General features: G+C 64.9%; 26 protein-coding genes and 4 pseudogenes. 16 read left to right on the top strand and 14 right to left on the bottom strand.

The features are described 5' to 3' along the window. Positions 1 to 7: 7 nt before the first annotated feature. From AOT87_RS08430 to AOT87_RS08415, 4 genes and pseudogenes are all read right to left on the bottom strand, one after another. Positions 8 to 1,456, bottom strand: a complete 1,449-nt coding sequence (locus AOT87_RS08430) for an MlaD family protein (RefSeq protein ID WP_023363477.1) — start codon at positions 1,454 to 1,456, stop codon at positions 8 to 10. 2 nt (positions 1,457 to 1,458) lie between these two features. Beyond that, positions 1,459 to 2,616 carry a virulence factor Mce family protein gene (locus tag AOT87_RS08425; protein ID WP_079457956.1) on the bottom strand — a complete coding sequence of 386 codons (1,158 nt, stop codon included), beginning with the start codon at positions 2,614 to 2,616 and terminating at the stop codon, positions 1,459 to 1,461. A 2-nt stretch (positions 2,617 to 2,618) separates the two neighbouring features. Further along, entirely contained in the window at positions 2,619 to 3,962 is a 1,344-nt protein-coding gene (locus AOT87_RS08420) for an MCE family protein (RefSeq protein WP_023363473.1), read from the bottom strand. Further along, a pseudogene (locus AOT87_RS08415) lies at positions 3,952 to 4,536 on the bottom strand (mammalian cell entry protein); the annotation flags it as partial. The gene AOT87_RS08420 and the pseudogene AOT87_RS08415, both read right to left, overlap by 11 nt. 85 nt (positions 4,537 to 4,621) lie before the next feature. On the opposite strand from AOT87_RS08415, the pseudogene AOT87_RS08410 reads away from it, so the two are divergent. The 4 genes and pseudogenes from AOT87_RS08410 to AOT87_RS08395 form a co-directional block, all read left to right on the top strand. After that, positions 4,622 to 4,930, top strand: a pseudogene (locus tag AOT87_RS08410) (alpha/beta hydrolase-fold protein); the annotation flags it as partial. Further along, the gene (locus AOT87_RS28660) at positions 4,927 to 5,286 is read left to right on the top strand and encodes a hypothetical protein (protein WP_074323644.1); all 360 of its coding nucleotides are present in this window, start codon (positions 4,927 to 4,929) and stop codon (positions 5,284 to 5,286) included. The pseudogene AOT87_RS08410 and the gene AOT87_RS28660, both read left to right, overlap by 4 nt. Then, a pseudogene (locus tag AOT87_RS08400) lies at positions 5,276 to 5,644 on the top strand (ATP-binding cassette domain-containing protein); the annotation flags it as partial. The gene AOT87_RS28660 and the pseudogene AOT87_RS08400, both read left to right, overlap by 11 nt. Before the next feature lie 261 nt (positions 5,645 to 5,905). Continuing rightward, positions 5,906 to 6,658, top strand: a complete 753-nt coding sequence (locus AOT87_RS08395) for an SDR family oxidoreductase (RefSeq protein ID WP_023363468.1) — start codon at positions 5,906 to 5,908, stop codon at positions 6,656 to 6,658. A gap of 191 nt (positions 6,659 to 6,849) precedes the next feature. Here AOT87_RS08395 and AOT87_RS08385 read toward each other — a convergent pair whose 3' ends face one another. The 4 genes from AOT87_RS08385 to AOT87_RS08370 form a co-directional block, all read right to left on the bottom strand. Beyond that, entirely contained in the window at positions 6,850 to 7,716 is an 867-nt protein-coding gene (locus AOT87_RS08385) for an enoyl-CoA hydratase/isomerase family protein (protein WP_023363464.1), read from the bottom strand. A 60-nt stretch (positions 7,717 to 7,776) separates the two neighbouring features. Further along, the gene (locus tag AOT87_RS08380; protein ID WP_023363462.1) at positions 7,777 to 8,358 is read right to left on the bottom strand and encodes a peroxiredoxin-like family protein; all 582 of its coding nucleotides are present in this window, start codon (positions 8,356 to 8,358) and stop codon (positions 7,777 to 7,779) included. Positions 8,359 to 8,613: 255 nt separating this feature from the next. Next, entirely contained in the window at positions 8,614 to 9,036 is a 423-nt protein-coding gene (locus tag AOT87_RS28800) for a pyridoxamine 5'-phosphate oxidase family protein (protein WP_023363460.1), read from the bottom strand. Positions 9,037 to 9,157: 121 nt separating this feature from the next. Next, positions 9,158 to 9,643 carry a peroxiredoxin family protein gene (locus AOT87_RS08370; protein ID WP_033718792.1) on the bottom strand — a complete coding sequence of 162 codons (486 nt, stop codon included), beginning with the start codon at positions 9,641 to 9,643 and terminating at the stop codon, positions 9,158 to 9,160. A 91-nt stretch (positions 9,644 to 9,734) separates the two neighbouring features. Here AOT87_RS08370 and AOT87_RS08365 point away from each other — a divergent pair, with 91 nt between their 5' ends. Next, a complete protein-coding gene (locus tag AOT87_RS08365; RefSeq protein WP_023363456.1) occupies positions 9,735 to 10,364 on the top strand; it encodes a TetR/AcrR family transcriptional regulator in 630 nt (209 codons plus the stop codon). 155 nt (positions 10,365 to 10,519) lie between these two features. Here the strand turns inward: AOT87_RS08365 and AOT87_RS29500 are convergent, their stop codons facing one another. Then, entirely contained in the window at positions 10,520 to 10,843 is a 324-nt protein-coding gene (locus AOT87_RS29500) for an amidohydrolase family protein (RefSeq protein WP_023363454.1), read from the bottom strand. 11 nt (positions 10,844 to 10,854) lie between these two features. Then, positions 10,855 to 11,202: pseudogene (locus tag AOT87_RS29495) on the bottom strand (amidohydrolase family protein); the annotation flags it as partial. Positions 11,203 to 11,580: 378 nt separating this feature from the next. On the opposite strand from AOT87_RS29495, the gene AOT87_RS08350 reads away from it, so the two are divergent. The 5 genes from AOT87_RS08350 (at position 11,581) to ssuD (ending at position 16,125) form a co-directional block, all read left to right on the top strand. Next, positions 11,581 to 11,829 carry a hypothetical protein gene (locus tag AOT87_RS08350; RefSeq protein WP_023363451.1) on the top strand — a complete coding sequence of 83 codons (249 nt, stop codon included), beginning with the start codon at positions 11,581 to 11,583 and terminating at the stop codon, positions 11,827 to 11,829. A 644-nt stretch (positions 11,830 to 12,473) separates the two neighbouring features. Further along, complete coding sequence (locus AOT87_RS08345; RefSeq protein ID WP_023363450.1) at positions 12,474 to 13,442, top strand: aliphatic sulfonate ABC transporter substrate-binding protein; 969 nt, start codon at positions 12,474 to 12,476, stop codon at positions 13,440 to 13,442. A gap of 20 nt (positions 13,443 to 13,462) precedes the next feature. Then, the gene (locus tag AOT87_RS08340; protein ID WP_157859006.1) at positions 13,463 to 14,263 is read left to right on the top strand and encodes an ABC transporter permease; all 801 of its coding nucleotides are present in this window, start codon (positions 13,463 to 13,465) and stop codon (positions 14,261 to 14,263) included. Between the two features lies 1 nt (position 14,264). Beyond that, positions 14,265 to 15,104 (top strand): ABC transporter ATP-binding protein, encoded by an 840-nt coding sequence (locus tag AOT87_RS08335; RefSeq protein WP_063840604.1) that lies wholly within the window; start codon positions 14,265 to 14,267, stop codon positions 15,102 to 15,104. Then, positions 15,028 to 16,125 carry an FMNH2-dependent alkanesulfonate monooxygenase gene (gene ssuD, locus AOT87_RS08330; protein WP_023363445.1) on the top strand — a complete coding sequence of 366 codons (1,098 nt, stop codon included), beginning with the start codon at positions 15,028 to 15,030 and terminating at the stop codon, positions 16,123 to 16,125. The genes AOT87_RS08335 and ssuD overlap by 77 nt, the downstream gene beginning before the upstream one ends. Positions 16,126 to 16,439: 314 nt before the next feature. Here the strand turns inward: ssuD and AOT87_RS08325 are convergent, their stop codons facing one another. Further along, positions 16,440 to 16,976 carry a carboxymuconolactone decarboxylase family protein gene (locus AOT87_RS08325; protein WP_023363443.1) on the bottom strand — a complete coding sequence of 179 codons (537 nt, stop codon included), beginning with the start codon at positions 16,974 to 16,976 and terminating at the stop codon, positions 16,440 to 16,442. 132 nt (positions 16,977 to 17,108) lie between these two features. On the opposite strand from AOT87_RS08325, the gene AOT87_RS08320 reads away from it, so the two are divergent. From AOT87_RS08320 to AOT87_RS29260, 3 genes are all read left to right on the top strand, one after another. After that, positions 17,109 to 17,759 (top strand): sigma-70 family RNA polymerase sigma factor, encoded by a 651-nt coding sequence (locus AOT87_RS08320; RefSeq protein ID WP_023363441.1) that lies wholly within the window; start codon positions 17,109 to 17,111, stop codon positions 17,757 to 17,759. After that, entirely contained in the window at positions 17,752 to 18,021 is a 270-nt protein-coding gene (locus tag AOT87_RS08315) for a zf-HC2 domain-containing protein (protein ID WP_023363439.1), read from the top strand. Before AOT87_RS08320 ends, AOT87_RS08315 begins: the two co-directional genes overlap by 8 nt. Before the next feature lie 228 nt (positions 18,022 to 18,249). Then, on the top strand, positions 18,250 to 19,419 hold the full coding sequence (locus tag AOT87_RS29260; protein ID WP_023363437.1) for a redoxin family protein: 1,170 nt from the start codon (positions 18,250 to 18,252) through the stop codon (positions 19,417 to 19,419). Here AOT87_RS29260 and AOT87_RS08300 read toward each other — a convergent pair whose 3' ends face one another. Then, the gene (locus AOT87_RS08300; RefSeq protein WP_023363435.1) at positions 19,420 to 20,364 is read right to left on the bottom strand and encodes an SDR family NAD(P)-dependent oxidoreductase; all 945 of its coding nucleotides are present in this window, start codon (positions 20,362 to 20,364) and stop codon (positions 19,420 to 19,422) included. It lies immediately after the preceding gene. A gap of 82 nt (positions 20,365 to 20,446) precedes the next feature. On the opposite strand from AOT87_RS08300, the gene AOT87_RS08295 reads away from it, so the two are divergent. From AOT87_RS08295 to AOT87_RS08285, 3 genes are all read left to right on the top strand, one after another. Then, complete coding sequence (locus AOT87_RS08295; protein WP_033718784.1) at positions 20,447 to 21,340, top strand: haloalkane dehalogenase; 894 nt, start codon at positions 20,447 to 20,449, stop codon at positions 21,338 to 21,340. A gap of 118 nt (positions 21,341 to 21,458) precedes the next feature. Further along, positions 21,459 to 21,758, top strand: a complete 300-nt coding sequence (locus AOT87_RS08290) for a zf-HC2 domain-containing protein (RefSeq protein WP_306341108.1) — start codon at positions 21,459 to 21,461, stop codon at positions 21,756 to 21,758. Next, the gene (locus tag AOT87_RS08285; RefSeq protein WP_023363431.1) at positions 21,752 to 22,387 is read left to right on the top strand and encodes an RNA polymerase sigma factor; all 636 of its coding nucleotides are present in this window, start codon (positions 21,752 to 21,754) and stop codon (positions 22,385 to 22,387) included. Before AOT87_RS08290 ends, AOT87_RS08285 begins: the two co-directional genes overlap by 7 nt. Here AOT87_RS08285 and AOT87_RS08280 read toward each other — a convergent pair. Both AOT87_RS08280 and AOT87_RS08275 read right to left on the bottom strand, forming a co-directional pair. Continuing rightward, the gene (locus AOT87_RS08280; RefSeq protein WP_307188177.1) at positions 22,357 to 23,073 is read right to left on the bottom strand and encodes a TetR/AcrR family transcriptional regulator; all 717 of its coding nucleotides are present in this window, start codon (positions 23,071 to 23,073) and stop codon (positions 22,357 to 22,359) included. The genes AOT87_RS08285 and AOT87_RS08280 overlap by 31 nt on opposite strands. A gap of 58 nt (positions 23,074 to 23,131) precedes the next feature. Continuing rightward, positions 23,132 to 23,695, bottom strand: a complete 564-nt coding sequence (locus AOT87_RS08275) for a peroxiredoxin-like family protein (protein WP_023363428.1) — start codon at positions 23,693 to 23,695, stop codon at positions 23,132 to 23,134. Positions 23,696 to 23,804: the final 109 nt, after the last annotated feature.

Raw genomic sequence — 23,804 nt, 5'->3', positions numbered from 1 at the left:
GGATCGATCAGTCACCACCGCGTGGGATGAGCAAGTCCTGCCACGCGCGCGGCCGCCCGTCCCGAGCGAGATCGGTCTGCGTGTACTGCTTACCGTCGGGCCCGGTGTACGTGCCGGTTGCGGGGTCATACTGGGCGACCGCGATGGGTGGCGGTGCGGGGGGACCGGCTGGTGGCGGCGTCCCCGGCGGCTGCTGGGGTACCGACTGGCCGGACAGCGTGGCATTCGGGTCGCCCTTCCAGTTGTAGCCGTCGTTGAGAGGCACATAGTCCTCGTCGCTCTCGCACAACTTGACGGTGGGTGCACGCTTGCCTGGGCGTGTGATGCATGGGGCGTTACGCGCACCGCGCACGTCCAACGCCGAGTCTTGCGGCACCCGGCAGTACATGTCGCCCGCCGGCCGTTCGGGATAGTCCACTTCGCTGGGCGAGCGTACCTGTTGAGCGGGGAGGAAACCGGTGGTGCACGGCGGAGGGAGGTTGGCGTTGAGGTTGAACGACAGGAACAGTCCCTTGTAGTCCTGCTTGGTATCGCGGTTGGCGAGTTGGGCCGCCTGGAGCATTTCGATGTCCTTGGGGAACAGGACAAGGATCTGTTCGAGACTGGGTTGGTAGGTGACTGCCACCTGTTCGAGGTTGACGAGGTTGGCCAGGACCACGGGCAGCGTGGGTTTGAGCCGGTCAATCAGCTGGCGTGCTTCGGTTGTTGCGGCAGGCCCTCTGTCCAGCACGCCTTTCAGCGCGGGATCCTGTTCTTGCAGTTGGCGGGTGACCTCAGCGACGTTGGCCGCCCAGGCCCGGATCGAGTCCGAGGAGTTGATCTGACTGTCCAGCACGGGCTTGGATTGATCGATCACGGTGGTCAGCGAGTCGAGGTTTGCGCGCGCATCGGCGGCAAGGGTAGTTGCCCCCTTGACGATGCGCGCCAGTTCTGGCCCTAATCCTCCTATCGCCGTGTAGGACTCGTCGATCACAGTCTTGAGATCGCCGTGGGGGATGGCTTGCAGTCCGGCGTTGGTCTGAGCCAGCAGGGTGTTGATATCGGGGGGCAGCGTTGCGTGGTCGGCAGGTATGACGTCACCGTCCTTGAGCTTGGGGCCGTCGCCGGAGCGGGGGACGAGCTCGATGAACAACTCGCCGACAGCTGTCTGACTGTGCACATTGGCGTCGACGTTGGCGGGAATCTTGGTGTCAGACTTCAATGACAGCACCGCGTCGACTCCGCCGCCGTTGAGCCGAACGTCCTCAACGCGGCCGACTTCAACCCCGCGGTAGGTGACGTTGCCGTCTTTGTACAGCCCCCCAGACGATGGCAGGTTCACCGTCACCTGGTAGTGGCCGATTCCGAACAGCGCCTTGGGCAGGTCGAGGTATCCGATGGCCATCGTGCCTCCGGCGACGACTGCGACGACGGAGAAGACCGACAGTTGGCGTCTGACCAGCTTGCTGAGATACACGGTTACGGTCCCTGGTTGTAGCGGTAGGGCGCCAGTAGGGGGTTACCGGCGCCGTTGGGCGGCGCACTGTTGGTGCACGGACTGGGCAGCTGGCCAATGGTTCGGCCCCACTGCATCTCCAGCCATGTCAGATCGCATTCCCATCTGGTTCCGGTGAAGATGGAGCTGTCGATCCGGCTCAGCGTCAGGTCGACGACCAGACTCACGTTGGCGTAGTCGCCGCGGAACCACTTGGTCAAGGTGGATTTCGGGAACGGGAACGTGGGTATCAGGTCCAACGCATGTGTCAGCGCCGGGCCGGCGTTGGCCAGTGATTCCAGCACCGGCCCAAGGTCTTTGAGTTCCTGGACCAACGGTGCTTTGGTCTTGTTGACCGAATCGGCAGCCAGCGCGCTGAATTTGCCCAACTGGTCGACCGCGTCGATGAGATTCTCCCGTTCTCGATTGACCACCGCCAGGGCGTCGGGGATTGTGTCAAGGCCCTTGTCGAGAACCGGCTTCTGCTCGGCGAATTGGCCCAGCAGGCGGTTGAGACTGTCGCTGGCCGCGATGATGTCGCCGGTTTGATCGTTGACCCGGGTGACGAATGTGTTCAACTGATCCATCAGGCTGCGGAGGTCTCCCTCCCGCCCGGATAACGCGGTGCTCAGCGCGGTGGTGATGTCCTGTACCTTGGCGATACCTCCGCCATTGAGCAGCAACGAGGCGGTCGCCAGTGTCTGCTCGGTCGATGGGTAGGCCTTTCCCGATGACAGCGGTATCAGCGAGCCCTGATGAAGCCTGCCCTCAGGCGCTTCGTCGGTCGGCGGCGCCAGCTCGATGTGCAGCGATCCCAGCAATGCCGTCTGGCCCAGTGTCACTGTCGAATTGGCGGGTAGCGTGACATCGCCGTTGAGCTTCATGGTCACCAGCGCGTGCCAATCCTGGCGCTCGATTTTGGTGACTGTGCCCACCGTGACGTCACCGACGCGCACGCGTGAATTGGGCTGGATGTTGTTCACATCAGGCATCTGCGCCTGGATGGTGTAAGCCCCGGGCCCACCGCCTTCGGTTCCGGGGAGTGGCAGGGAATTCAGCCCTCGCCACCCACAGCCTGCGACCGCGGTGGCCGCCAGGATGCACGTCAGGACAGCGGCCGGTATCCGTCGCCAGCTGCGCATCGTCATGACCCCGTCCCCGCAGGCAGCATCATTCCCGCCAGCCCGGCTGCCGGGTCGGTGGTCTGCGGCGCCGGCCCGCCGACTATGGCCGCCGCATCTGTGGGTGCTGCCTGTTCGGCGGCCAACGGGGGGCCGGGTGGGGCGGGCGGCGCAGCTGGAGCCGGTTGCGGCGGAACGTAATCCGGGCGCATCCAGTCCTCGCTGTAGGAGATCTCGTTCGGGCGTGCCGTGGCGCCGACGAACGGGTTGAAGCCAAGCGGCGGGAAGTTGTACTGGCGGTTTTTCACGATCGGCGCCAGGTACTGCACGCACAGCTTCGCCGACTGTTCGGCACCCAGGCGTGATGCCGCCTGAATGGCGCCGCACAGGAAATTGATGGGGTCGGCGAAGTTGTTGACCGCGGCGATGCCGGTGAGGCTGCCTTGTGCGGGCTGATAGAGGTTGGCGGCGTTGGCCGCCGTCGTCGGCAGGATATGCAGGAGCTGTTTGATGTCGTCCAGGCTCTCGTTCAGAGCAGTCGAAACCGATGCGAGTTTGTCGGAGGTGGTGCCCAGCGCTTCGCGGTTGTCTGCAACGAAACTGCTGACCTTGCCGACCACATCATTGAGGTCTTTGACGGCGCCGGCGACCTCGCCGGGCTCGTCCGCGAGCAGTCCGGTGACCGAAGCGAGGTTTCCGTTGAGGGTCTCGAGCAGTCCGGCGCTGTCCTTCAGCGCGGTCACCAGCGTTGCGATGTTCTTGACGCTGGTGAAGATGTCGCCGCTGTGATCGCCGAGCGCCGAAAGTGCCTGGGACAGTTTGATGACCGCGTCCCGGATCGCTGGGCCCTGACCGCGGAGATTGTCCGCGGCGGTGTGAACCAACGCTCCCAAGGTGCTGCTGCCGCCAGGCTCGGTGGGCTGCAACGCCTGGGTGAGGCGTTCAAGCTGAACGCGGACGTCGTCCCATTCCACCGGAACCGCGGTGCGCTCCTGGGGGATGACCGCGTCGTTCTGCAGGGTGGCGCCGCCGGTGTAGGGCGGGGTGAGTTGGACGGCACGTGCGGTCACCAACGTCGGCGATACGATCACGGCCTTGGCGTCGGCGGGAACCGCGTACTCGCTGTCCAGCCAGAAGCTGATTTTCACCCGGGTGGGTTCTGGCTCGATCTTGTCGATCTTGCCGACGTTGACACCACGGATGCGGACATCGTCACCGGGGAAGATGCCGTTGCTGTTGTCGAAATAGGCAACGACATGCGTGCGATTCGAAGCTCGAATGAATTGCACGACAACGTATCCCCCGACCACGACGAGGACGACCAGCGCCGCCGTCAGCGCTGCCTTGACTCTGCGGTTATTGATCATTGCCCGCCTCACTGGAGGCCGTCGGTTCGCCGGGTGCGGGTACGAACACCGGGCTTGGCGTCGGCGGCGTTGATGCGTTGGGATCGGGTACCTGCTTCGCCGGTGGACCGGGAGGTGGACCGCCAGGCGCAGGCGCGGGTGACGGCTCCCGGTAGGGATAGCAGCCGGGACCAGGTAGCGCAATTGCGGGCGGACCACATGCCTGGTCGCCGGGGTTTCCGGTGATCGCGTCGGGCAGCGTCATCCGCGGTTCGCCAGCCTGCCCGGTGCGCGGGTAGGGCGCCGGAAGAGCCGGGGTTCCCGGCTGACCCGTCTGCGGGTCGGTGCGTTGCGACGGCAGCAGGACGTTGGGGTCCAACCCGAGGTCGGAGAATGCGGAGTCGACAAATGGCTGAATGAATTGGCCTGGAATGAGATTGGCGATGTAGGCCTTGAAGAAGGGCCCCCCGGACAACACCTCGCCGAAACTCATCGCATAGGAGTTCAGTCCCTTGATCGACTGCTGGATCTCAGCTTTTCGGTTGTCCAGCGTCGCCAGTACGCCGTTGAGTTTGTCCAACGCGGGTTTGAGGGTCGCCCCCTCTCCCACCACATCCTCAGCACAAGTGACGAGAAACCCCTCCACCGTCATCACCTGACGAGACGTCCAACACCAGGCCATGTGGGGGGCCGCGCAGTTAGGTCGTTGGAAGTGGCATGACCCTGACGTGCACGTACCGCTGCTTGTCGACAATGACACCCGGTTGTGGGTCTACAGCCCATCCACTCTGACATGCAGTGATCCGGCGGCGATGATCGGCCATTGCGATCAGGCGCAGGGCTCGAATCGATCCTTTTATAACCACTACCGCAGCGCAGGCGGACGCAACGGGCACTTTGACATTGCCCAGGGTGGGCAACACGACTGGAACAGCTGGGCTCCCCAGCTGGCAGCCATGGCCCCCGACATGACCGCTACCATCCGATGACCATCGATCGCAACCGGGCGGCCCAAGTACTCCGGCGCGGACGAACTCCGGCCGCCACTACCGCAGGTGCGCTCGCCACGATTCTCACATGCGCGGCGCCGTCTACGGCACGCGCCGACACCGATAATCCGTGTTCGTTGGCGGCGACGTTCTTGTGCCAGTTCATACCAATCGTTCCGGAACTGGAGGACGACGTGGATCTGACTCAGGAAGAGCCACATATGCCGGTGGTCGTCCCCGGATCGGCGACACCATCGGCATCGCCGATGTGGCTCACGGGTGAGCACACAAGGCAACTGGTGGTAAGGCGGTTGAGGATAGGCGCCATGCACGAAGGGATGTCCGGTGGGTATTGATGTTTCGGTTGAGGGGTTGACGAAGTCGTTTGGGGCCCAGCGAATTTGGGAAGACGTCACGATGGAGATCCCCGCCGGTGAGGTCAGCGTCCTGCTGGGCTCGGGTACCGGTAAATCGGTGTACTTGAAGTCTTTGATCGGTCTGCTGCGCCCCGAGCGCGGCAAGATCATCGTCGACGGCACCAACATCATCGAGTGCTCGGCCAAGGAGCTCTACGACATCCGCACACTGTTCGGCGTCATGTTCCAGGACGGCGCGCTGTTCGGTTCGATGAGCCTGTATGACAACACCGCGTTCCCGTTGCGTGAGCACACCAAGAAGAAGGAAAGCGAGCTCCGCAACATCGTCATGGAGGAGCATGAACCACCAGGATCCTTCCCAACCCGGGGAACTCGATGTCGATCAGATATCTCGAGCCATGGACGCTCGACTTAATGCGTGATCCGTCGACGGTGCGGAATGGAGGAACCGATGGTCGGTTAGGCATGTGCCGACCCCTGGCGAGAACGTTGCGGTCACTGAATCATTCATCACCTCGTCGACCGCGCGGGTCGCGACCATGGGGTCAGCGCTTGGTCTGTTGTTGGACTTGCACTTTCGAAAGTATGGGAAAGTATTATGCCGAAATTCTCCGAGAAGACTGTGATCATCACGGGTGGCGCCGCGGGCATCGGTCTCGCCGCTGCTAAACTATACGCCGCCCAGGGGGCCAACGTTCTTATCACCGGCCGCCGACAGGACAGACTCGACGACATCGCACGCGATGACCGAGCCATCGTGGGGCTCGTCGCCGATGCTGGCGATGCTGACGACGTTTATCGGACCATCGATTTCGCGATGGCGCGGTGGGGGCGCCTAGACGTCATCGTGAACAACGCCGGAGCGGGCGTCCTCGCCGCGCTCGCCGACGTTTCGATCGAAGCAATATTCAACACATTCCGAATCAACGTGATCGGCCCTACTCTCATGGCTAAGGCGGCCCTTCCGCATCTGGCCCGATCACACGGCAGCATCATCAATGTGTCCAGTACATACGGGTCGAAACCTGCTGCTGGCTTGTCTCACTATGCGGCAAGTAAAGCCGCGGTCGAGCATCTCACGCGCTGCTGGGCGCTTGAACTGGCCTCCACAGGCATCCGGGTGAATGCGATCGCATCGGGGCCTGTCGAAACGGCATTTCTAAAGGAAAGGATGGGACTCAGCGAGGACGCGATAAAGGAAGTCAAAGCCCTGGAGACGGCAACCATTCCGCTGGGGCGGCGCGGCGTCCCCGACGACGTCGCAGCCTGGATCATCAAGCTGACCGATCCCGGTTCGGACTGGGTCACCGGTCAAGTTCTCGCCGTGGACGGCGGCCTCGCCGTCACATAGCTCCTCGTCACGGCTCCTTTTCGTACTCCACTATTGATTAAACCTTTGCACCCGAGTCCTATGACCGCGGCCCTGGCACGGCGAGTCGGTCGCGCTCGCTTCGAACAGCACAACACCTTCGAAGACTTCGACTTCACCCTCAGCCCCAAGCTGCCCGCCGCGATGCTCGATCTCCGCTGGGAGCTTACAGGTCACCGGGTTGGCAGTGTGCCCGGCGCGGCGCGGACGTCGTTGATGTAGTCGCCGAGTGTGAGCTCGAGTGGGCCGGGCTGTTGGAAGCCGTCTTTGAGTGCTTGGGCGATGATCGATGCGGCGGCGGGGCGCGCAAAGGCCCCGATGAGTGTGTCCATTTCGGAGAGCAGGGTCGCGTCGGCAGGTAGTGACGCGTTGTTCACGAACCGTTTGATGTCGGCGAGGGCGAGCAGGTCGAAGCGTGACACCCGATGTGCGAATGCGTCGACGAATGCGTCGAATTCGGCATCGGGGATGGCCCTGTTGACGTATCCGTAGCGCTCGGCCAGCTCACCGGTGAAATCGTGGCCGCCGAGGAGGATCTCCAGGGCCCGTCCGCGGCCGACTATCGTGGGTAGCCGGCTGGATGGACCACCGCCTGGGATGGCGGCGAAGCCGACTTCGAATTGTCCGAGGATCGCCCGTTCGCGGCTGGCGAAGCGGATGTCGGTGGCCAGCGCTAGCTCGCTGCCGGCGGCACGCGCTCGGCCGCGGATGGCGCTGATCGTCACGGCTGGCAATTTGCTGATCCGGATCAGCAGATTGGTCCAGTGATGAAACGGCGAGGGCGCGGTGGGCAGCGCCGTGAGTGGTGAGGGGTCGGCTGCGACGTCAACGTGGTTAAGGAAGAAGTCGGGGTTGGCGCTTTCGAACACGATGACGGCAACGTGGTGGTCTTGTTCGATTTCGGTGAGGAGTTGGTGAAGTTCGACGACCATCAGCGGGTCGACGAGGTTGATGGGCGGGTTGTCGAACGTGACCCGCCACAGTGCAGGGGTGGTGCGTGTGACGCTGAAGCGTGGCGAAGTGTCGGCTTGGGTGCTCATCGCGTTTCCTTGGGGTTGTGGGTGAAGTCCTGCGCGCCCGGTGGGCGTTGTTGATGGCGATCACTGTTGGCGTGCGGTGGCGAGTATTTCGTCCACCGTCCATTGGTCGTAGGCGTGGCTGCCGTACTTGGCGGCGAGGATTCGTCCATCGGGCCCGATGAGCAGATCGGCGGGCAGTCCGAGGTTGCCGTTGGTCGGTGAGGCGGGCAGTGGTGAGCGGCGTTTGGCGATCGCGGTCTTGATGGCGTGCCAGTATCCGCCGGGCAGCGCGCGCCAGGCCGCGAGTCTGAGGGCTTTTGTCGAGGCTTCCACCCCGAATCGGCGGTAGAGATCCTTGTCGGGGTCGCCGACCACCGCAAAGGGCATATCGTCTTGGTATTTGCGCAGCTCGGCGGCGGTGGAGTGGAACACCACCACTTCGCGGATGCCTGCGGTGTTGATCTCCTCGATTCGTCCGCTGATCGAGCGCAGGTGCAGATTGCATACCGGGCAGCCTGCGAAACGCCGGAACTGCAGGTGCGTTAGCGCGCCCGTGGGGTCGGGAATCTGTACGGGTTCGTCGTTGAGTCCCCTAAGCAGCAGGGTGGGGAACTGCTCGCCGACAGTGACGCGCTTGGATCGTGCTGGGGCCGTGCGGGCCATGATGATCTCCTTCTACTGATGGGCCGATGGTCAGGTCGGGCGAGCAGATGCCCACCGTCGACGATCAATTCGGTGCCGGCGGGCGTTCACTCGCCTCGTCGGCTCGTAGTGTGCCGGGCGGGGAGTTCGTTGGGGGGCCGGAGGGTCCACGCCCGCGTCGTCGTCGTCGACCACGTTCGGACCCGGCCCCTTTCCGCTAGGGCCACACCGCACTTCGATGTGTCTTGCCCCGATGTGTTGCTTTGGTTGCGGTGCTCATCCGGCTTCCGTTGGGTTGTGGGTGAAGTCCAGCGTGTGCTGGTTGGCGTTGTCGATCGCGATGACAAAGCACACGCGTCCGGGGCCGCGGCTCGGGAAGGCGGCGCCGGTGTATTTGATTGAGATCGGGTCCATGTAGTGGCAGGCGGCGTCGTCGCGGACTGCGATGACCCTGCCCTGCAGGGCGGCCATCCGGTAGGGGTTGTCGAACGCGGTGATCGACAGGCCGACGCGAGGGTCGCGGCGCATGTCCTTGGCCTTCGGGGCCTTGGCATGGGTGCAGATCAGGACGTTGTCGTCCTCGCGCGCGACCCACACCACCCAATTGCGGGGATGACCGCCGGCCGAAACTGTGGACAGGTGCGCGTAATTCGGTCCGTCAATAAGCACCCGGATGCTGGCCGGGATCGGGCTCGACATCCTCACCGCCCGCGCCGCTTGGCCGGGGAAGAGGCGGCGGGCACCAGGCGGCTCGGCTGCATGTGTTCCGTCGGGCTGGTCTGGCGGCACGGCAGCGGCCTGCAGCGGTGTGCGGCGTTGCTCATCGCGCGTCGGGGTGCTCGGACAGGTACCGGACGAAACCGATGACGTCGTCGGCAACCAGCCGCCCGATGGCCCCGCTCGAGTACACCGCGAGCCGCACCGTCCCATCAGGTGCCAGCACGAAGCCCGTCGATTGCAGATAACGGGGATGGTCGTTGACGTAGGCACCCGTCGCCGCAGCGATCGCGTCGGCGTCGGCGCTATGGCCAACCGGGAAACGCAGCTTGTGCTTGGCGACCAGCGCAGCCGAGGTCTGCTCATCATCCACCGACAAGGCGATCACCTTGACGTTGAGTTCACTGAGCGTGTCGAGCGCGCGGGAGAACCCGGCCAGCTGGGCATTGCAGTATGGGCACCACGACCCGCGGTAGATCAAGATGACGCCGTAGGACCCGGCGAGATCGCCGGGCAGGGAGATCGTGGCGCCGCCGACGGCGGGAACCTCGATCCGGGGAAACAGCTGACCATAATCGAGTCGGGACATCGGCATCCTTCCGAGGGGTTGGGTGGACTACTCGGTCCATCATGATGACATAGGAGTGGACTGGCAAGTCCAGTGTCGGTAGGCTGCGGTCATGGTGTCAACGGAGGGCCCTGCTGGTTCGCGGCTGACGGCTCGCGGCGCGGCGACTAGAGCCCGCATCGTCGCGGCGGCGGCGTCGCTGGTGCAGGAGCACGGGGTGGCCGGAACCAGCCTGGACGATGTCATGGCCGTCACCGCCACCAGCAAGTCGCAGCTGTATCACTACTTCGCCAACAAGGACGCGCTCATTCGCGAGGTGATCACCATCCAGCTCGGCCGCGTGATCGCCGCCCAGGAGCCCGACCTTCGCGAGGTCTCGTCGTGGGAGGGTCTGCAGCGCTGGTGTGATCACCTCGTTGCCATGACCCGCGCGAGGCAGGGTGTCGGCGGCTGCCCCCTTGGCTCGCTGGTCGGTGAACTCGCTGAGCGATCCGAGACTGCGCGACACGTGCTCGCGCAGTGCTTTGCCGAATGGGAATCGTATCTGTCCGCGGGCTTTGTGGCCATGCGCGACAACGGCGAACTGGCCGCCGAGGCCGACCCGGCCGAGCTCGCGTTGACAATGATGAGCGCGCTGCAAGGCGGTCTGCTGATGGCGCAGACCATGCGCAGCGCCCGCCCCGTCGAACTCGCCCTGAACATGGCGCTCGGGCACGTCAGTGCTTACCGGCGCAACCCATAGGCGCGACGGCGCTGATCAGCCAGCAGCCTGCGACTCAGTCGACGTCAGCTCGCCGGCAGGGCGGCCCCACCCGAGAGGCTGGTTCGGATCGGCAGCGACGCCACGGCCAACCCGACGCTGTTGTGCCGCGACCGTCTTGGATGGATAGGTGCGGCTCAACGGGCTGAGATCGCGAGGATGCGTTCGGCGTTGGCGTGGGCGATCTTTGCCCGGTCACCGGCACTGAGCGTTGTTCGCTGCAGCCGGGCGACGGCCTCTTGCGAGGACTCATACGGGTAGTCCACGGAAAACATGACAGCATCGGCGCCCACCTCCAGCACCGCCCCGGTCAGGGTCGCCGGCGAGAACACCCCGCTGGTGGTGAACACGATGTTGGTGCCGATGTAGGCCGATGGTGGTTGCTTGAGCGGTGTGCCGGGTTGGATGGTGCGGACACGCGAGTCGAGCCTGCTGCGCTGCAACGGCAAGAACGCGCCCATGTGGCCCAAGATCAGGGTGGCCGAAGGGATGGCGGTCGGAAAACTCCGGCGAAGAGTATCCGCAGGGCGTGGCCGCTGACCGCGGCGCCCCAACTCCCCGTCGGGCCATACAGTTCGCGCCGACCGTCCAGGGCATGCCACCGATCGGCCGGCGGGGCGCCCGGGTGCAGATACAGCGCTACGCCCAGCGCTTCCAAGGCGGCCCAAACCTCGTCGTACTCGGGTGCATCCAGGCAGTGTCCGCCCGGTCTGTGGATGCAGTCATTGACCAGCGCCCCGGACAACCCGAGCTGTCGCACGCAGCGTTCCAGCTCGACCGCCGCCCCGGCCGGGTCCTGCAGCGGCAAGGCCGCAAAACCGCGGAACCCAAGGGTGTAATTTCATCGTTTCGGCGCCGATTCCGTCTGAAGTCCTCACGCCCAACGGCTGTGTCGCCGCCGTGGTGGTGACTGCTGGGGCCGAAAGTACTGGCGCTCCTAAAATCCTTAGCGGTCGGGCGCGATGCGCTGATTGTGCCGTCGGCGCTGGCGAGTTGGCGGCGTGCACATTTTTGAACGAACAGCGGATGAGGTCGCACAGGGGGCTGGTGTCCAAGCGGGCGTAAGCATGTTTGGTCGCGGCCGACAGGCCGATCTTGCAGACAGCATGGCTTTTCGGCAGTCGAAGACGGCGACAGAGCGTCCGGGTTCGCAAACGGCGACGGCCAGCTGCAGGAGCGCGGCGCGAAGGACTTTAACGTGGTCGCCTATTCCCCCCTGCACGGGGCAACGCCGCGGCATCCCGATTCCGAGACCAATCTCCTTGTGCCGCTAGACCATACCGCGGCTGCCGCGAAGTCCAGTATCCACCGTGTCATCGGCGTCACCGTCACGATGTGCACGTCCGATTCGGATATCGAACTGGCACAGGCGTTCTGTTCACACCGCATCCCACTCGAAGCCACTGTGATGATGGTCAGCGGACGGCGGACGTTCGCGCTCAGCTGAAGGAGGCGGCGGTCGGGATTCCGATGCTGTCCTCGGTGTTGGCGCTTTTGTTGCTGTCGTTCGCCCGGCAAGCCAGGCCGGGCTGGCCGTGGTGGCGTGTCTGGGGGCGACTCGGTGAACGTCGATACCAGCCCGACTACTTCCGCTTCTCCGTAGGCCCGCGGTAAGACATTGTTCAAGCTTGCGGGAGGGGCGTCTGTGTTGCTTGTGGTGGCGAACCCCGCAGATTTCTAGGGCAGTGCAGGGCGGTGGACGAGGCCGGGTTTCGACTCGCGGTGATCATAACGGTGGCCGCTCGCAACAGGAACTGCAAACTTATTGTGCGGGCGCCACGGTTTGTTGTCGGGTGGGCGCATGGACTCTGACGATGCAGGAGAACATCGATACCCACCGCACTGCGACGTCCGCGTGGCCGGATCGTCTATCAGGTCATCGAGCGCTGTGCGGGACGGGAATGCGGTGCCAGCAGGCGCAGTTCATTGCGCAGACCCGATTGCGCAGACCCGTCTGCCTCGGAGGGTTGAAGTCCTTGGAGCCGGGCTTGTTGATCCGGTTCAGCGATACGAGTGCGCTACAGCTACGTAATGGATCCATAACCAGGAATATCTATCGTGCGACAGATTGGTAGCAAGGGAGTCTGCAGAATGTCGACGCTCCGAGTTCGCGGCGGCCGGCTAGCCCGGTTGGTCGGCCGCATTGGATTTGTTGTGGCACTCGTGCTCTTCGTAGGTGGCTGTGGCGGGGGCGGTGGTGCCCCGGATACAGTCCGGATTGGGACTTTCGCCAGCGCAGTCGATTACGCACCGTTCTATATCGCGCGCAAGCAACGGTTGTTCGAATCCGCCGTCGGCGCCGGCACGAAAGTCGACTACGTGGAATTCGACTCGGCGCCAGCCGTCACAGAAGCGTTGGCGACAAACCGGGTCGACATGGTCTTCATGGCCGAGCCGCCGGCTCTAATCGCCGCGGCGGCGGGAGTTCATTGCAGGATTGTGGCTCTGGGCGCGAGCCTGGTCCAGGACATCCTCGTACCGATCGACAGCAAGATCGCGAGCGCTGCCGATTTGGGCGGAGCGCGCGTCGGTGTGTTAGCGGGTACGTCGTCGCATTACGCCTTGATCAAGATCGCCAAGGATGCCGGCGTCGATCCCAAGTTAATTCAAGTGATCGATATGGCCCCGCCGGACGCGAAGGCGGCGTTCGAATCAGGTCACCTGGATGCGTGGGCGGTGTGGCCGCCGTTCGTGCAGCAGCAGCTTGTCCAGAAGACCGCCAGGCTGCTACCGGCAGGCGATGCTGCGATCCAGTCCATCGCGGTTGCACGGCCCGGGCTGGCCGAAGATGCACTGGCCGTTTACTCCGCTTTGGTCGCTGCCATCGGCAAAGCAAAGGAGTTCATCCGCGCATCACCGGCAGAAGCGAAATCGATTGTGGCCACTGAAGTTCGGGTCGATCCGGAGGTGGTCGAATTGGCCTGGCCGCGCCACGACTTCACCGCCACGCTGACTCAGGAGGTCATTGCCGACATCCAGGCGAAGGCCGATTTCCTGGCCGATGCTGGCTTCATTCAGCAGAAGGTCGATGTCAAGGACCTGGTCGGACCTCCGCGATGACGATGATGGTGACTGCGCCCGTGGCGACAAATGCGCCCCGTCGACGCCGGCGGTTCTTCGATCGTCTGACAAGCTGCGTACTTGCGCTGGCCGTACCGATCGGACTGGTCGTGGCATGGCACGTCGCGGTGGTCAGCGGCGTCCTGCCGCACACGCTCGTTGCTGGACCGCTCGACTCACTCGAAGCGTTCGTCAGGCTGGCGATGGATGGAACGCTGATCGAGCACGCGTGGGTCAGTGTGCGCCGCATAGCGATTGGCTTTGCCATCGGCAGCACGGTCGGCATTCTGGCAGGGGCGGTGATCGGCACCAGCCCGTTGGCAGCCAAAATCCTGGAGCCCACCGCCTTGACGTTGATTCCGGTCCCGGCGGTGGCGTGGATTCCGGTGCTGGTCATCGTGTTTGGCATCGGAGAGCTCTCAAAGGTGACCTTGGTGGCGATCGGGTCCGCCACCACGCTGATCCTGGCGACCGCTGCGGGGATTCGTTCTGCCTCGCAAGATCTCGTGGAGGTCGCGCAGCTCTACGAGAAGTCGCGCTGGACAGTGCTGCGGACGGTGTTGCTGCCGTCGGCGGCTCCGTCGATTGTCGCATCGGCGCGCGTTGCGATGGCGCTGTCGTGGACACTGTTGGTCGCGGCGGAGGTCATCGCGTCGGCTAACGGGTTGGGATGGCTCATCTGGGATTCGCGCAACTTCGCACGGCCCGCTGCCATGATCGCCGGAATGCTCGCAATCGGCATTCTCGGAAAGGCCACCGATGGGCTTCTCGCCCGCTTCGGCCGCTACCTCACCCGCTGGGACCGCTCCTACCGTGGCTGACGTGAATGGCGCGGAGGTGCCGGCCCTGCAAGTACGAATTCGCGAGAAACGGGTCACGGTCGGCAAGCGTCCCCTGGATGTGCTGAGCGAGGTCAACTTCGACGTCCGCCGTCAAGAGGTTGTCGGCATCGTGGGTGGCAGCGGAGCTGGCAAGACGTCGCTGCTGCGCGCGATCGCGGGCCTTGACACCACGTTCGTTGGCGAAATCCGGGCCTTCGGTCGACTCGTTCGGGGACCCGGCCGGGACCGGGGCCTGGTCTTCCAGGAGCACCGACTGATGCCGTGGATGTCGTTGTCTGACAACGTCGCCTACGCGCTGCCGTTCCGGAGACCGGCCGCCCAAATCGAAAAGCAAGTCGTCCATGCGCTCGACCTGGTCGGGCTGGCCGGTTTCGGCAAGGCGTGGCCGAATCAGCTTTCCGGCGGCATGGCGCAGCGAGCCTCCTTGGCCCGCGCCTTGGTCACCACTCCCGAGATCCTGCTGCTCGACGAGCCGCTGGGCGCGCTGGACAGCCTGCTGCGCAGTCAAATGCAAACCGAACTCGAGCGGATCATCCTCGACGAGGCGCTCACCGCGATCCTGGTGACCCACGACGTCGACGAGGCCGTGCTACTGGCAGACCGGGTGATTGTGATGGCTGGTCCACCCGGACGGATCATCGCCGACATGGCGCACCCCCAGCCCCGCCCGCGGGACGTGGCGGACCCAGCACTTCAGGCCCTCCGCGCCCAGATCCTCACTGTTTTGCATCAAGGAGGCAGGAATGGACATCTACTGGTACATCCCCACCCACACCGACGGCCCACACCTGTCGACGATGCACCGGGCGCGGGCGGCTAACCTGCGTTACATCACCCAAATCGCGCAGGCCGCAGACGATCTGGGCTATGTCGGAGTGCTGGTCCCGACGGGCTCGGTGTGTGAAGACGCATGGATCACCGCGTCGTTTCTGGCACCCGAGACCACGAGCCTGCGATTCATCGTCGCTGTCAGGCCCGGGCAGTCGACCCCGTCGATGACGGCTCGAATGGCCTCGGCCTTCGACCGCTACAGCAGGGGTCGGCTCACCGTCAACGTGGTCTGTGGAGGCGATCCGGTCGAACTGGCCGGCGACGGTGTCTTCCTGTCGCATGGCCAACGCTATGAGCAGGCCGACGAGTACATCCAGGCGTGGACCGACCTGCTGCAGGGCAAGACCGTGGACATGAACGGCCGATATGTCCGCATCGAAGGGGGGCAGCTTCACTACCTTCCCCTGCAGGAGCCGCACCCTCCGCTGATGTGCGGCGCCTCCTCTGGCGCTGGGCAAGCGTTCGCCGCGAAATGGATCGACACCGTGCTGACGTGGGGCGAACCACCGGAGCAGGTGCAGCCGAAACTCGACGAGATGCGGGCCAAGGCACACGCTGCCGGGCGACGAGTCACCTTCGGCATCCGGCTACACACCATTGTGCGGGAAACGAGCAGAGAAGCGTGGGCGGCCGCCGATGACTTGATCCGCTACGTGCGCGACGAGGACGTCGCCGCCTCCCAGGCGGCGCTGGCCCGCTCTGAGTCGGAAGGCCAACGCCGCATGGTGGCCCTGCACCGTGGCTCGAGGGAGCACCTCGAGGTGAGCCCCAACCTCTGGGCAGGCGTCGGTCTGGTCACCGGCGGGGCCGGCACCGCGCTGGTGGGCAGTGTCGAGGAGGTCCGTGACCGGATCATGGAGTACCACGACATCGGCATCGACACGTTCATCCTCTCCGGGTATCCGCACCTCGAGGAGTGCTACCGGGTCGCTGAGACGCTGTTCCCGCAGCTGCCCTTCGAACCGAAGGTGAACAGCCTACAGCCGAAGGTGATCCCCGGCGGCTGGTGATCGACTGTCAGGACAAGGTGTTGGCCTCGCTGACCACAGCGGCGCCCGCCAGGTTGACCGGAAATCGCCTCAGCTGCAGTCGCTTCCGTCATGGAGCGGGTATTCAGGCCCACTCGCCGCGACACGATGGACGTGTGACGACGTGGGCGTGATAGCCGTCGCCGTCAAGTATCGGGCTCGGATTCTGGCGCCTCTCCGTTTCACATCGGAGAGGCCGCCCTGCCGCGGTCTTCGAGGATGACCCCGGCACCGCACGTGTCGTGTGACGGCTGGCCTGGCGGGCCGCGGTCGCGTGACCCGCCAGGCCGTGCGGTTCACGGCTGCACGATTGGGAAGTCGATTTCGGTGTGCGCGACGTTGTTGAAGTAGTTCGTCAGCACGTTAAGGCCCACGTGGCCAATGACTTCGGCGATCTCGGCGTCGGTCAGACCTGCGCGGCGCGCGTTTTCCAGATCGGCGTCATCGATGTGGCCGCGGTGTTCGTTGACGGCCACCGCGAATGCAAGGATCGCGGCGGTTTTGGGGTCGTCCGCATCTGCTTTGCGCGCCGACCCGATTTGATCGGCGCTGAGTCCCGCCGCCTTTTCACCCAGGTAGCTGTGTGCGGACAGGCAATACGAGCACCCATTGGCCTGTGCGATGGCGATGGCGAGGCGTTCGCGGGTGGAGCCCGGCAGCGTTCCGCGGTCGAGAGCGCCGGCCAAACCGAGATATCCGCGCAGCAGCGCCGGACTGTGCACCATCGCGCGGGTGAGGTTGGGAATCGTGCCCAATGCCTGCTGCACGGAGGCCAACGCCTCGGCCTGGTCGTTGGTCGCGTCGGCGTCGGTGACAAGGGACAGCGTGCTCATTGGTTCTCCTCCAGTATTGTTCGGGTTGATGGCCTTACACCGCATGCCAGATCGATGAGGCCACTGGTTAGACGCCCGTGCAGCTGATCTGTTACACGGGCCGCAATTTCGGCTGGGGAGCGGTGCTGGGTAATGGGCGAACACATCCGCACGGTCGTCGACGACCGGTGGGCTAGCGAGGACGAGTTCGTCGACGCGTTGCGGGCCGGGGACACCGAAGCATTCCGCCTACTGGTCGACACGATGCATGCACCCCTGGTCCGCATGGCGCGGATCTACCTGTCGGCGTCCATTGCAGAAGATGCCGTGCAAGACACGTGGACGTCGGTGGTTCGCACGATCGGGAGCTTCGAAGGTCGTTCGACGGTCAAGACGTGGGTGTTCCGCATCATGCTCAACCGAATACGGACGCTGGCCCGAACACAGGGGCGCACCGTGCCATTTGCCGTCGCAGGTCCGGAGGCGGATCCGTACCCGTCGGTAGATCCCAACCGGATGGTTCACGCCGAACTGGGTGCCCACCACTGGTCTGACGTGCCCGCAAGGTGGGACCTGTTGCCAGAGCAACGACTGCTTTCTCGCGAAGTGCGCACCTTGATCTCGCACGCCTTGGCCAAACTGCCAGACGCGCAACGCGAGGTGGTCTCGATGCGCGACGTCGAGGGCTGGACGAGCGAGGAAATCTGCGACGCGTTGGGGATCTCGGCGGTCAATCAACGCGTGCTGCTGCATCGTGGGCGCGCCGCCCTGCGGGCTGCGCTGGAGGAGTATCTCGATGACTGACGAATTCATCACCAACGAACTGCAACTGGCGTGCAGCGACGTGATCGAGCTGGTCACGACGTATCTCGATGACGCACTGAGTAACACAGACCTGCGCCGGTTCGAACAACACCGACGCGGCTGCGAAGCCTGCCGAGTCTTCATCGACCAGATTCGCCGCACCGTCAAGATCACTGCCGCCGCGCGCGACGACGCGGTGCAGGTGCGCCCGGCGAACTTCGACGCTCTGGTCGCCGAGCTGCGACGGCGGGGCCGTAGCTAGGGCCATCGTGTGCAAATCCACGCCGAACTCGATGCCCCCGAACGTCGCATGCCGCCGATGATGGCCCATGGCTGCGCGGGGGACAACGAAACTCGAGTCCCCGCCAGTTGTGCGTTCGGACCCGACAGGGCTTGGTGCTCAAGCGAGTTCATCGTCTGTACTGTTTGGTACACTAGGCGAGATCGCTGTCGACAGGCTCGATGACACCACCGACGGGGAAGGCGTGCTATGACAAGCTCTAAGTTCACCACTTTCAGCGAGAAGGTCGCAGAATTGGCGGAGCAGTTGGCCGGCGTGGCTCCGCCTGAGGTGCTCGAGGTCTTCGCCGCCGACCAGCGCGAGCTCCAGGCGGCCGGGGTGCCGGCGTCGGTGGCCGTGCCTGGGACGCGATTCCCGATCGCTGAGCTCATTGGGGCGGACGGGACGTCAGTCTCGTCGGCCGACGTGCTGGCCGGAGCACCCACGGTCGTGGTCTTCTATCGGGGGGCGTGGTGCCCGTATTGCAACATCGCGCTGCGCGTTTACGAACAGGATTTGGTGCCGGCGCTGGAGGCCCGCGGCGTTCGTCTGGTGGCCATCAGCCCGCAGAGCCCGGATGGTTCGGTGTCGATGCAGCAGGCCAATGAGCTGAGCTTCGCGGTGCTCTCCGATCCGGGCAACCGCATCGCCGCCGCGTTGGGCATCGTTATCGCGCCCAGCGACGAAGCGCAGGCCGCGCAGAAGCAGCTGGGGCTTGATCTTGCGGCGGTGAACGCCGACGGCACCGTTGCGCTGCCGATGCCCACGGTGGCGATCGTCGATGCCGAGTCGGTGTTGCGGTGGATCGACGTGCATCCTAATTACGCCACGCGCACCGAGCCTGAAGACATCTTGGCGGCGGTCGACCGTGTTCTTGGCCGCGCGGCCACGTCAGCGGCGACCACACCTTCTCTTGCCCCGGTGGCGCCCCGCCTGGAAGAACTGGCCGACGAACTCGGTGTCAAGTCCGTTCTGGTCATGCGCTCGGACCCCGATTCCATGGTCGTCGCGGCGACGGCGGGCCCGGGCACCGCCTTCTATCGGGTGGGCGCCGCAGGCTCCAAGGCCGGCGCCGCACCGGATCGGGTGCCGCTGTATTGCGAACGGGTGGTCGACGGCGGGGAGGCGATCTTCGTGCGTGACTCCCGCCTCGATGACACCTTCGCGGGCAACGAGGATGAGACCGAGTTCGGCTTGAGTAATTACCTCGGGATGCCGGTCCGAGACGCCGGCGGGCACGTGGTGGGGACGGTGTGTGTTCTTGATGACCACGCACGCGACTATGACGGGGCCGCCCGCGACCACCTCGACGCGCTGCGCATCGAGGTGGAGGCGATCGTGGCAGCCGACCCGTCGGCGCTTGTCACCGATGATCGGTAGTCAGCGAGCGGCGGCGACAAATCGGTGGATGGCTTCGTCGGCGCGATCTTGGATCGTGGTGTCGGCGAAGTCTGCCAGGATCGTCGCCTGGTCGACGACGGGCCCGGTGAGCTTCCCGGCGCCACTGGCGTAGAACACTCCGCTGCGGTACGAGTCATCGACGATTGCGTCAACCAGACGTCGCGCGCCGACGTCGAGCTTGTGCGCAAGGCCGAACAGCGGTGCGATGTAGGGCATCACGACGCGGCTCATGACGGTCCTCACTATCGGGTTGGTGTGCTCGAACGCGTTGGTGCCTGCGGTGTTGCCCGGGCTCACGGTGAGCAGACGAAGGTCGGGATGGCGGCGTGCCAGGGCCGATATCCACAGTGCACCAAGATATTTCGCGTGGGCGTAAGCCAGCATCGCGGTGGCGCGCCTGCCGGTGTAGAAGGATCCGTCGATGACGCCGGCGAACTCGTCGGCGGAATGGTGGGCGAAGGTTGGGGGTGGGATGCGCAATTGAACAACACCACGGGCAGCCTCGCTGCCGGTCAGCACGGCGGCGGCGGTTAACATTTCACGCTGGATCAGCGCCTCCAGCAGCATCACGTGCCCCAGCACGTTTGCGGCGAAGACCTCGGTGACACCATGGTCGTTGAGCGCCAATGGTTTTGGCCCGCCGAGGCCGCCAGCGTTCAAGACGACGGTGTGCAGCGGTTTGGTGATCGTGTCGAGGGCCGATTGCACAGATCCGGGATCGGCGACGTCCATGTGCAGGATTTCGAACAGCGCGGTGTTCGTGGCGCGCTCGAGGTCGGATCGTGCCGACGCGGCTCGCGTGAGGTTGCGACACGCGAGGAAGATTGTCGAAAATGCGCCGCGCAGTGCCAGTTGCCGTGCGATCTCCTTGCCGATCCCGGAATTCGCGCCCGTGATGAGAATGGCCCGATCCGTCCGTGTCATCGCCGCTCCGACCGCCGAAAGTCTGACTTTACCGTTCGGTACACTACATCACGATCACCTGCCTCACACCTGGAGCTGCCCGATGAGCGTTGGCCTGCCTGAAGTTTTTCGGACCCCGGAGGGCCGATTCGCCCACCTGCCTGGCTATGACTTCACGCCGCACTATGTCGACGTTGACGGTCTGCGGATCCATTACCTCGACGAGGGCCCGCGCGAGGGCACGCCGATCGTGTGTTTTCACGGCGAGCCGAGTTGGGTTTACCTGTACCGCAAGATGATCGGCCCGCTGGTGGCCGCGGGCCACCGTGTCATTGCGCCGGACTACGCCGGCTTCGGGCGCTCGGACAAGCCGACTGACCCGAACTGGTACACCTTCGACCGGCACGTGCAGATCGTCAGCGCGGTGCTCGATCGCCTCGACGTGCAGCAGGCGACGGCCGTGGTGCAGGACTGGGGCGGCCCGATCGGCCTGCGCTGGGCCGTCGAGCACTCCGATCGCGTGGCTGCACTGGCGATCTTCAACACCGGGCTGTTCACGGGGCGGGTGTCCAAAGGGTTCCTGTCCTGGCGCGAGTTCGCCGAGAAGAACCCCGACCTCCCGGTCGGAATGGTGATCCAGGGTGCGACGGCCACCGACCTGGCCGACGACGTCGTCGCCGCCTACGACGCGCCCTTCCCCACGCCCGAGTCCAAAGCCGGGGCGGCCCGCTTCCCGCTGCTTGTCCCCATCACGGGCGACGACGTCGGGGCCAACGAGATGCGGGCGGTCATCGACCAGCTGTCGCGGTGGCAGAAGCCGGCCCTGGTGGCGTTCTCCGACCAGGACCCCATCTTCCCCTTCCCCCGAGCTGGTCAGGTGTTCTGTGACCTCATCCCCGGCGCCATCGATCAGGTGCGCATCGAAGGCGCATCGCACTTCCTGCAGGAGGATCGCGGCGAGCTCCTCGCCCACGAGGTGCTCAAGGTGGCGCCGTGACGAAAGTGTGACGGCTGGTGGCAACGACCCGTTGGCCGTGTCACGCTGAATTCATCGGCCCGGCATTCCGCCGCGCCGACCGGGGATCTGGGGACCCGATGATTGTCGAGGGCGAGAAATGACGTCTAAGGCTGGCCGGATGCGGTGGTGGTGGCGGCGGCGCGGGGTGATGCGGTCGCGCCCGCTGCGGTGCGAGGAGATGGTCGAGCTGGTCACGGCGTATCTGGAGGACGCGCTCGATGCCGACGATCGCGCGCGCTTTGAGACGCATCTGCACGGATGTGAGGGCTGCGCCGCTTATTTGGACCAGTTGCACGCCACGGTCGGCACTCTGGGCGGCATCCGTGAGGAGCACCTCGATCCGGTCTACCGCGCCCGGCTGCTGGCCGCCTTCGCCGAGACGGCGGGCTCATGGTAACCCGGATCGCCGGTGAGCAGGCGTTGGTCACGGGGCTTCGCGCGGGTGATCAGCGTGCCTTTGCTCAACTGGTCGACGAGCACACGCCCGCCCTGTTGCGTGTCGCACGCGCCTACGTCTCCGATCACCCGACAGCCGAGGACGTGGTGCAAGAGACTTGGATCGCCGTGGTGAAGGGCATTAGGGGTTTTGAGGGCCGATCCTCGCTCAAGACGTGGCTCTTTGCGGTGTTGACAAACATCGCCAAGCAGCGCGGGGTTCGCGATCATCGGCGCAACGAGACCCTCACCGACTTCGGTGCGGCCACCGTGGATCCAGCGCGCTTTCACCGTCCCGGCGAGCCCGGCGCCGGCTCGTGGAAACAGCCGCCGGCGCCGTTCCCGGACAGCCCGGAGGGCTCGGTTCTGCATCGCGAGTTGTTGGAGGTTGCCCGGCGTGAGCTGGACAAGTTACCCGAGGGACAACGCGCCGTGGTGACCCTGCGCGACCTTCTCGGGTTCGACGCCGCGGAGGTCTGCGAGGTGCTCGACATCACCGCGGGCAATCAACGGGTGCTGCTGCACCGCGGACGCGCAGCGATCCGTCAAAGTCTTGAGGATTACCTCAGCGCAGGCCAGCGAGAGTTCTGACGGCTCAACGGGTTTGGCGCTTGCGGCGGGCCGATCCGGGTTTGGCGGGTGCTGAAGTAGCCGCCCAGCGGTGAAGTTCGGTGACCGCGCCGTCGAGGGTGTCGCGTAGCACGGTGACGTTTCCGCGCACACGGGCGAGCAACATCCCGCCCTGCAGGGCGGCGATGACCATGGCGGCCAGGCGCGCCGGTTTCGCCGTGTGCACCAGGTCGCCGCGATCCTTCATCGCCTTCAGCCCGCGCGCCAGGGGGGGCTTCCCACCGAGCGAACGCGGCATCCAGGCTGGGGCCAAACGTGTCATCGTTTTTCAACTCGGCCGCGATCGTTCCCAACGGACACCCGAACGGGCCGCCCCTTCGGGATTGCTCGCGCACGATGCGGGCCATCCACGCGTCGATGCCCTGCCAGGAGTCGGTGTGGTCGAGTTCGGGTTGCTGCGCGGCGAGCACCAACTCCAGTTGCCGCTCGATCACCGCGGCCACCAGGTCGGCCTTGCCGTCGAAATAGTGATACATCTGGCCCTTGCCGGCGCCCGCGGCGGTCAGCACGTCGTCGAGGCTGGTGGTGCTCACGCCGTTGTGATACATCAACGTGGCCGCGGCGTCCACGATCTGTGCGCGCGCACGCTGACCGCGCGCGGTCGCTGGGAGCGGGCGCGCCGTGCCGGTCGGTCGCAATGCGGACATCCCGAAAAGGATATAGAAGCAACCCTGGCCGACCGGCACGGCGCGACCGCGGCCGGTGTCACCGCACGTGGGCCAGCAGTTCGTCGACCGACCACTGGTCGTAGGCGTGGATTCCGCGTTTGGCGGCGACCACTTTGCCGTCCGAGCCGATCAGGAAGTCTCCCGGCAGCCCCAGGGTGCCTCCGATCGGGTCGTTGTTGTAGACCGGTGTCGGGGTCGGGTCGCCCCGCTTGAGGAGTTGGCGAATCCGCTGGGCCACGACCGGGGCGAGGGCGCGGGGGTCGAGGATGGCCCGCCGCGAGGAACCCACACCGAACTCGTCGTAGAGCAGCTTGGCCGGATCGCCGATGACCGCGAACGGCAGCTCGACCCCGTGGCGGCGCAGTTCGTCATCGCTGGAGTGGAACACCACCACCTCACGGATGCCGGCCGCGGCGATCTCGTCGTAACGCCGCGCCATCGACTGAAGGTGCACGTTGCAGATCGGGCAGCCCGCGAAGCGACGCAACTGCAGATGGACAAGGCGGTCGGGATCCGGGATGCGCACCGTCTCTCCGGATACGGTGACCAGTTCCCGGGGTGCCACCACAGTGCCCGGGCCGACGACGTTGGCTTTTCTCATGAGAAGTACTGCCTTTCAGAAAGTTCGTGGCGGGCCCGCAAGTGACAAAGATAGTGTACTAAACAGTACAGTCGAGGCTGCGGTGGGTAATGGGCGATTTCGCGGCTGT

Origin of the sequence: Mycobacteroides sp. H003 (assembly GCF_001440135.1) — a bacterium.
Taxonomy (GTDB): Bacteria; Actinomycetota; Actinomycetes; order Mycobacteriales; family Mycobacteriaceae; genus Mycobacterium; species Mycobacterium gwanakae.
The sequence above is the reverse complement of the archived record's forward strand: the minus strand, read 5'-3'. Positions and strand labels throughout refer to the sequence as shown.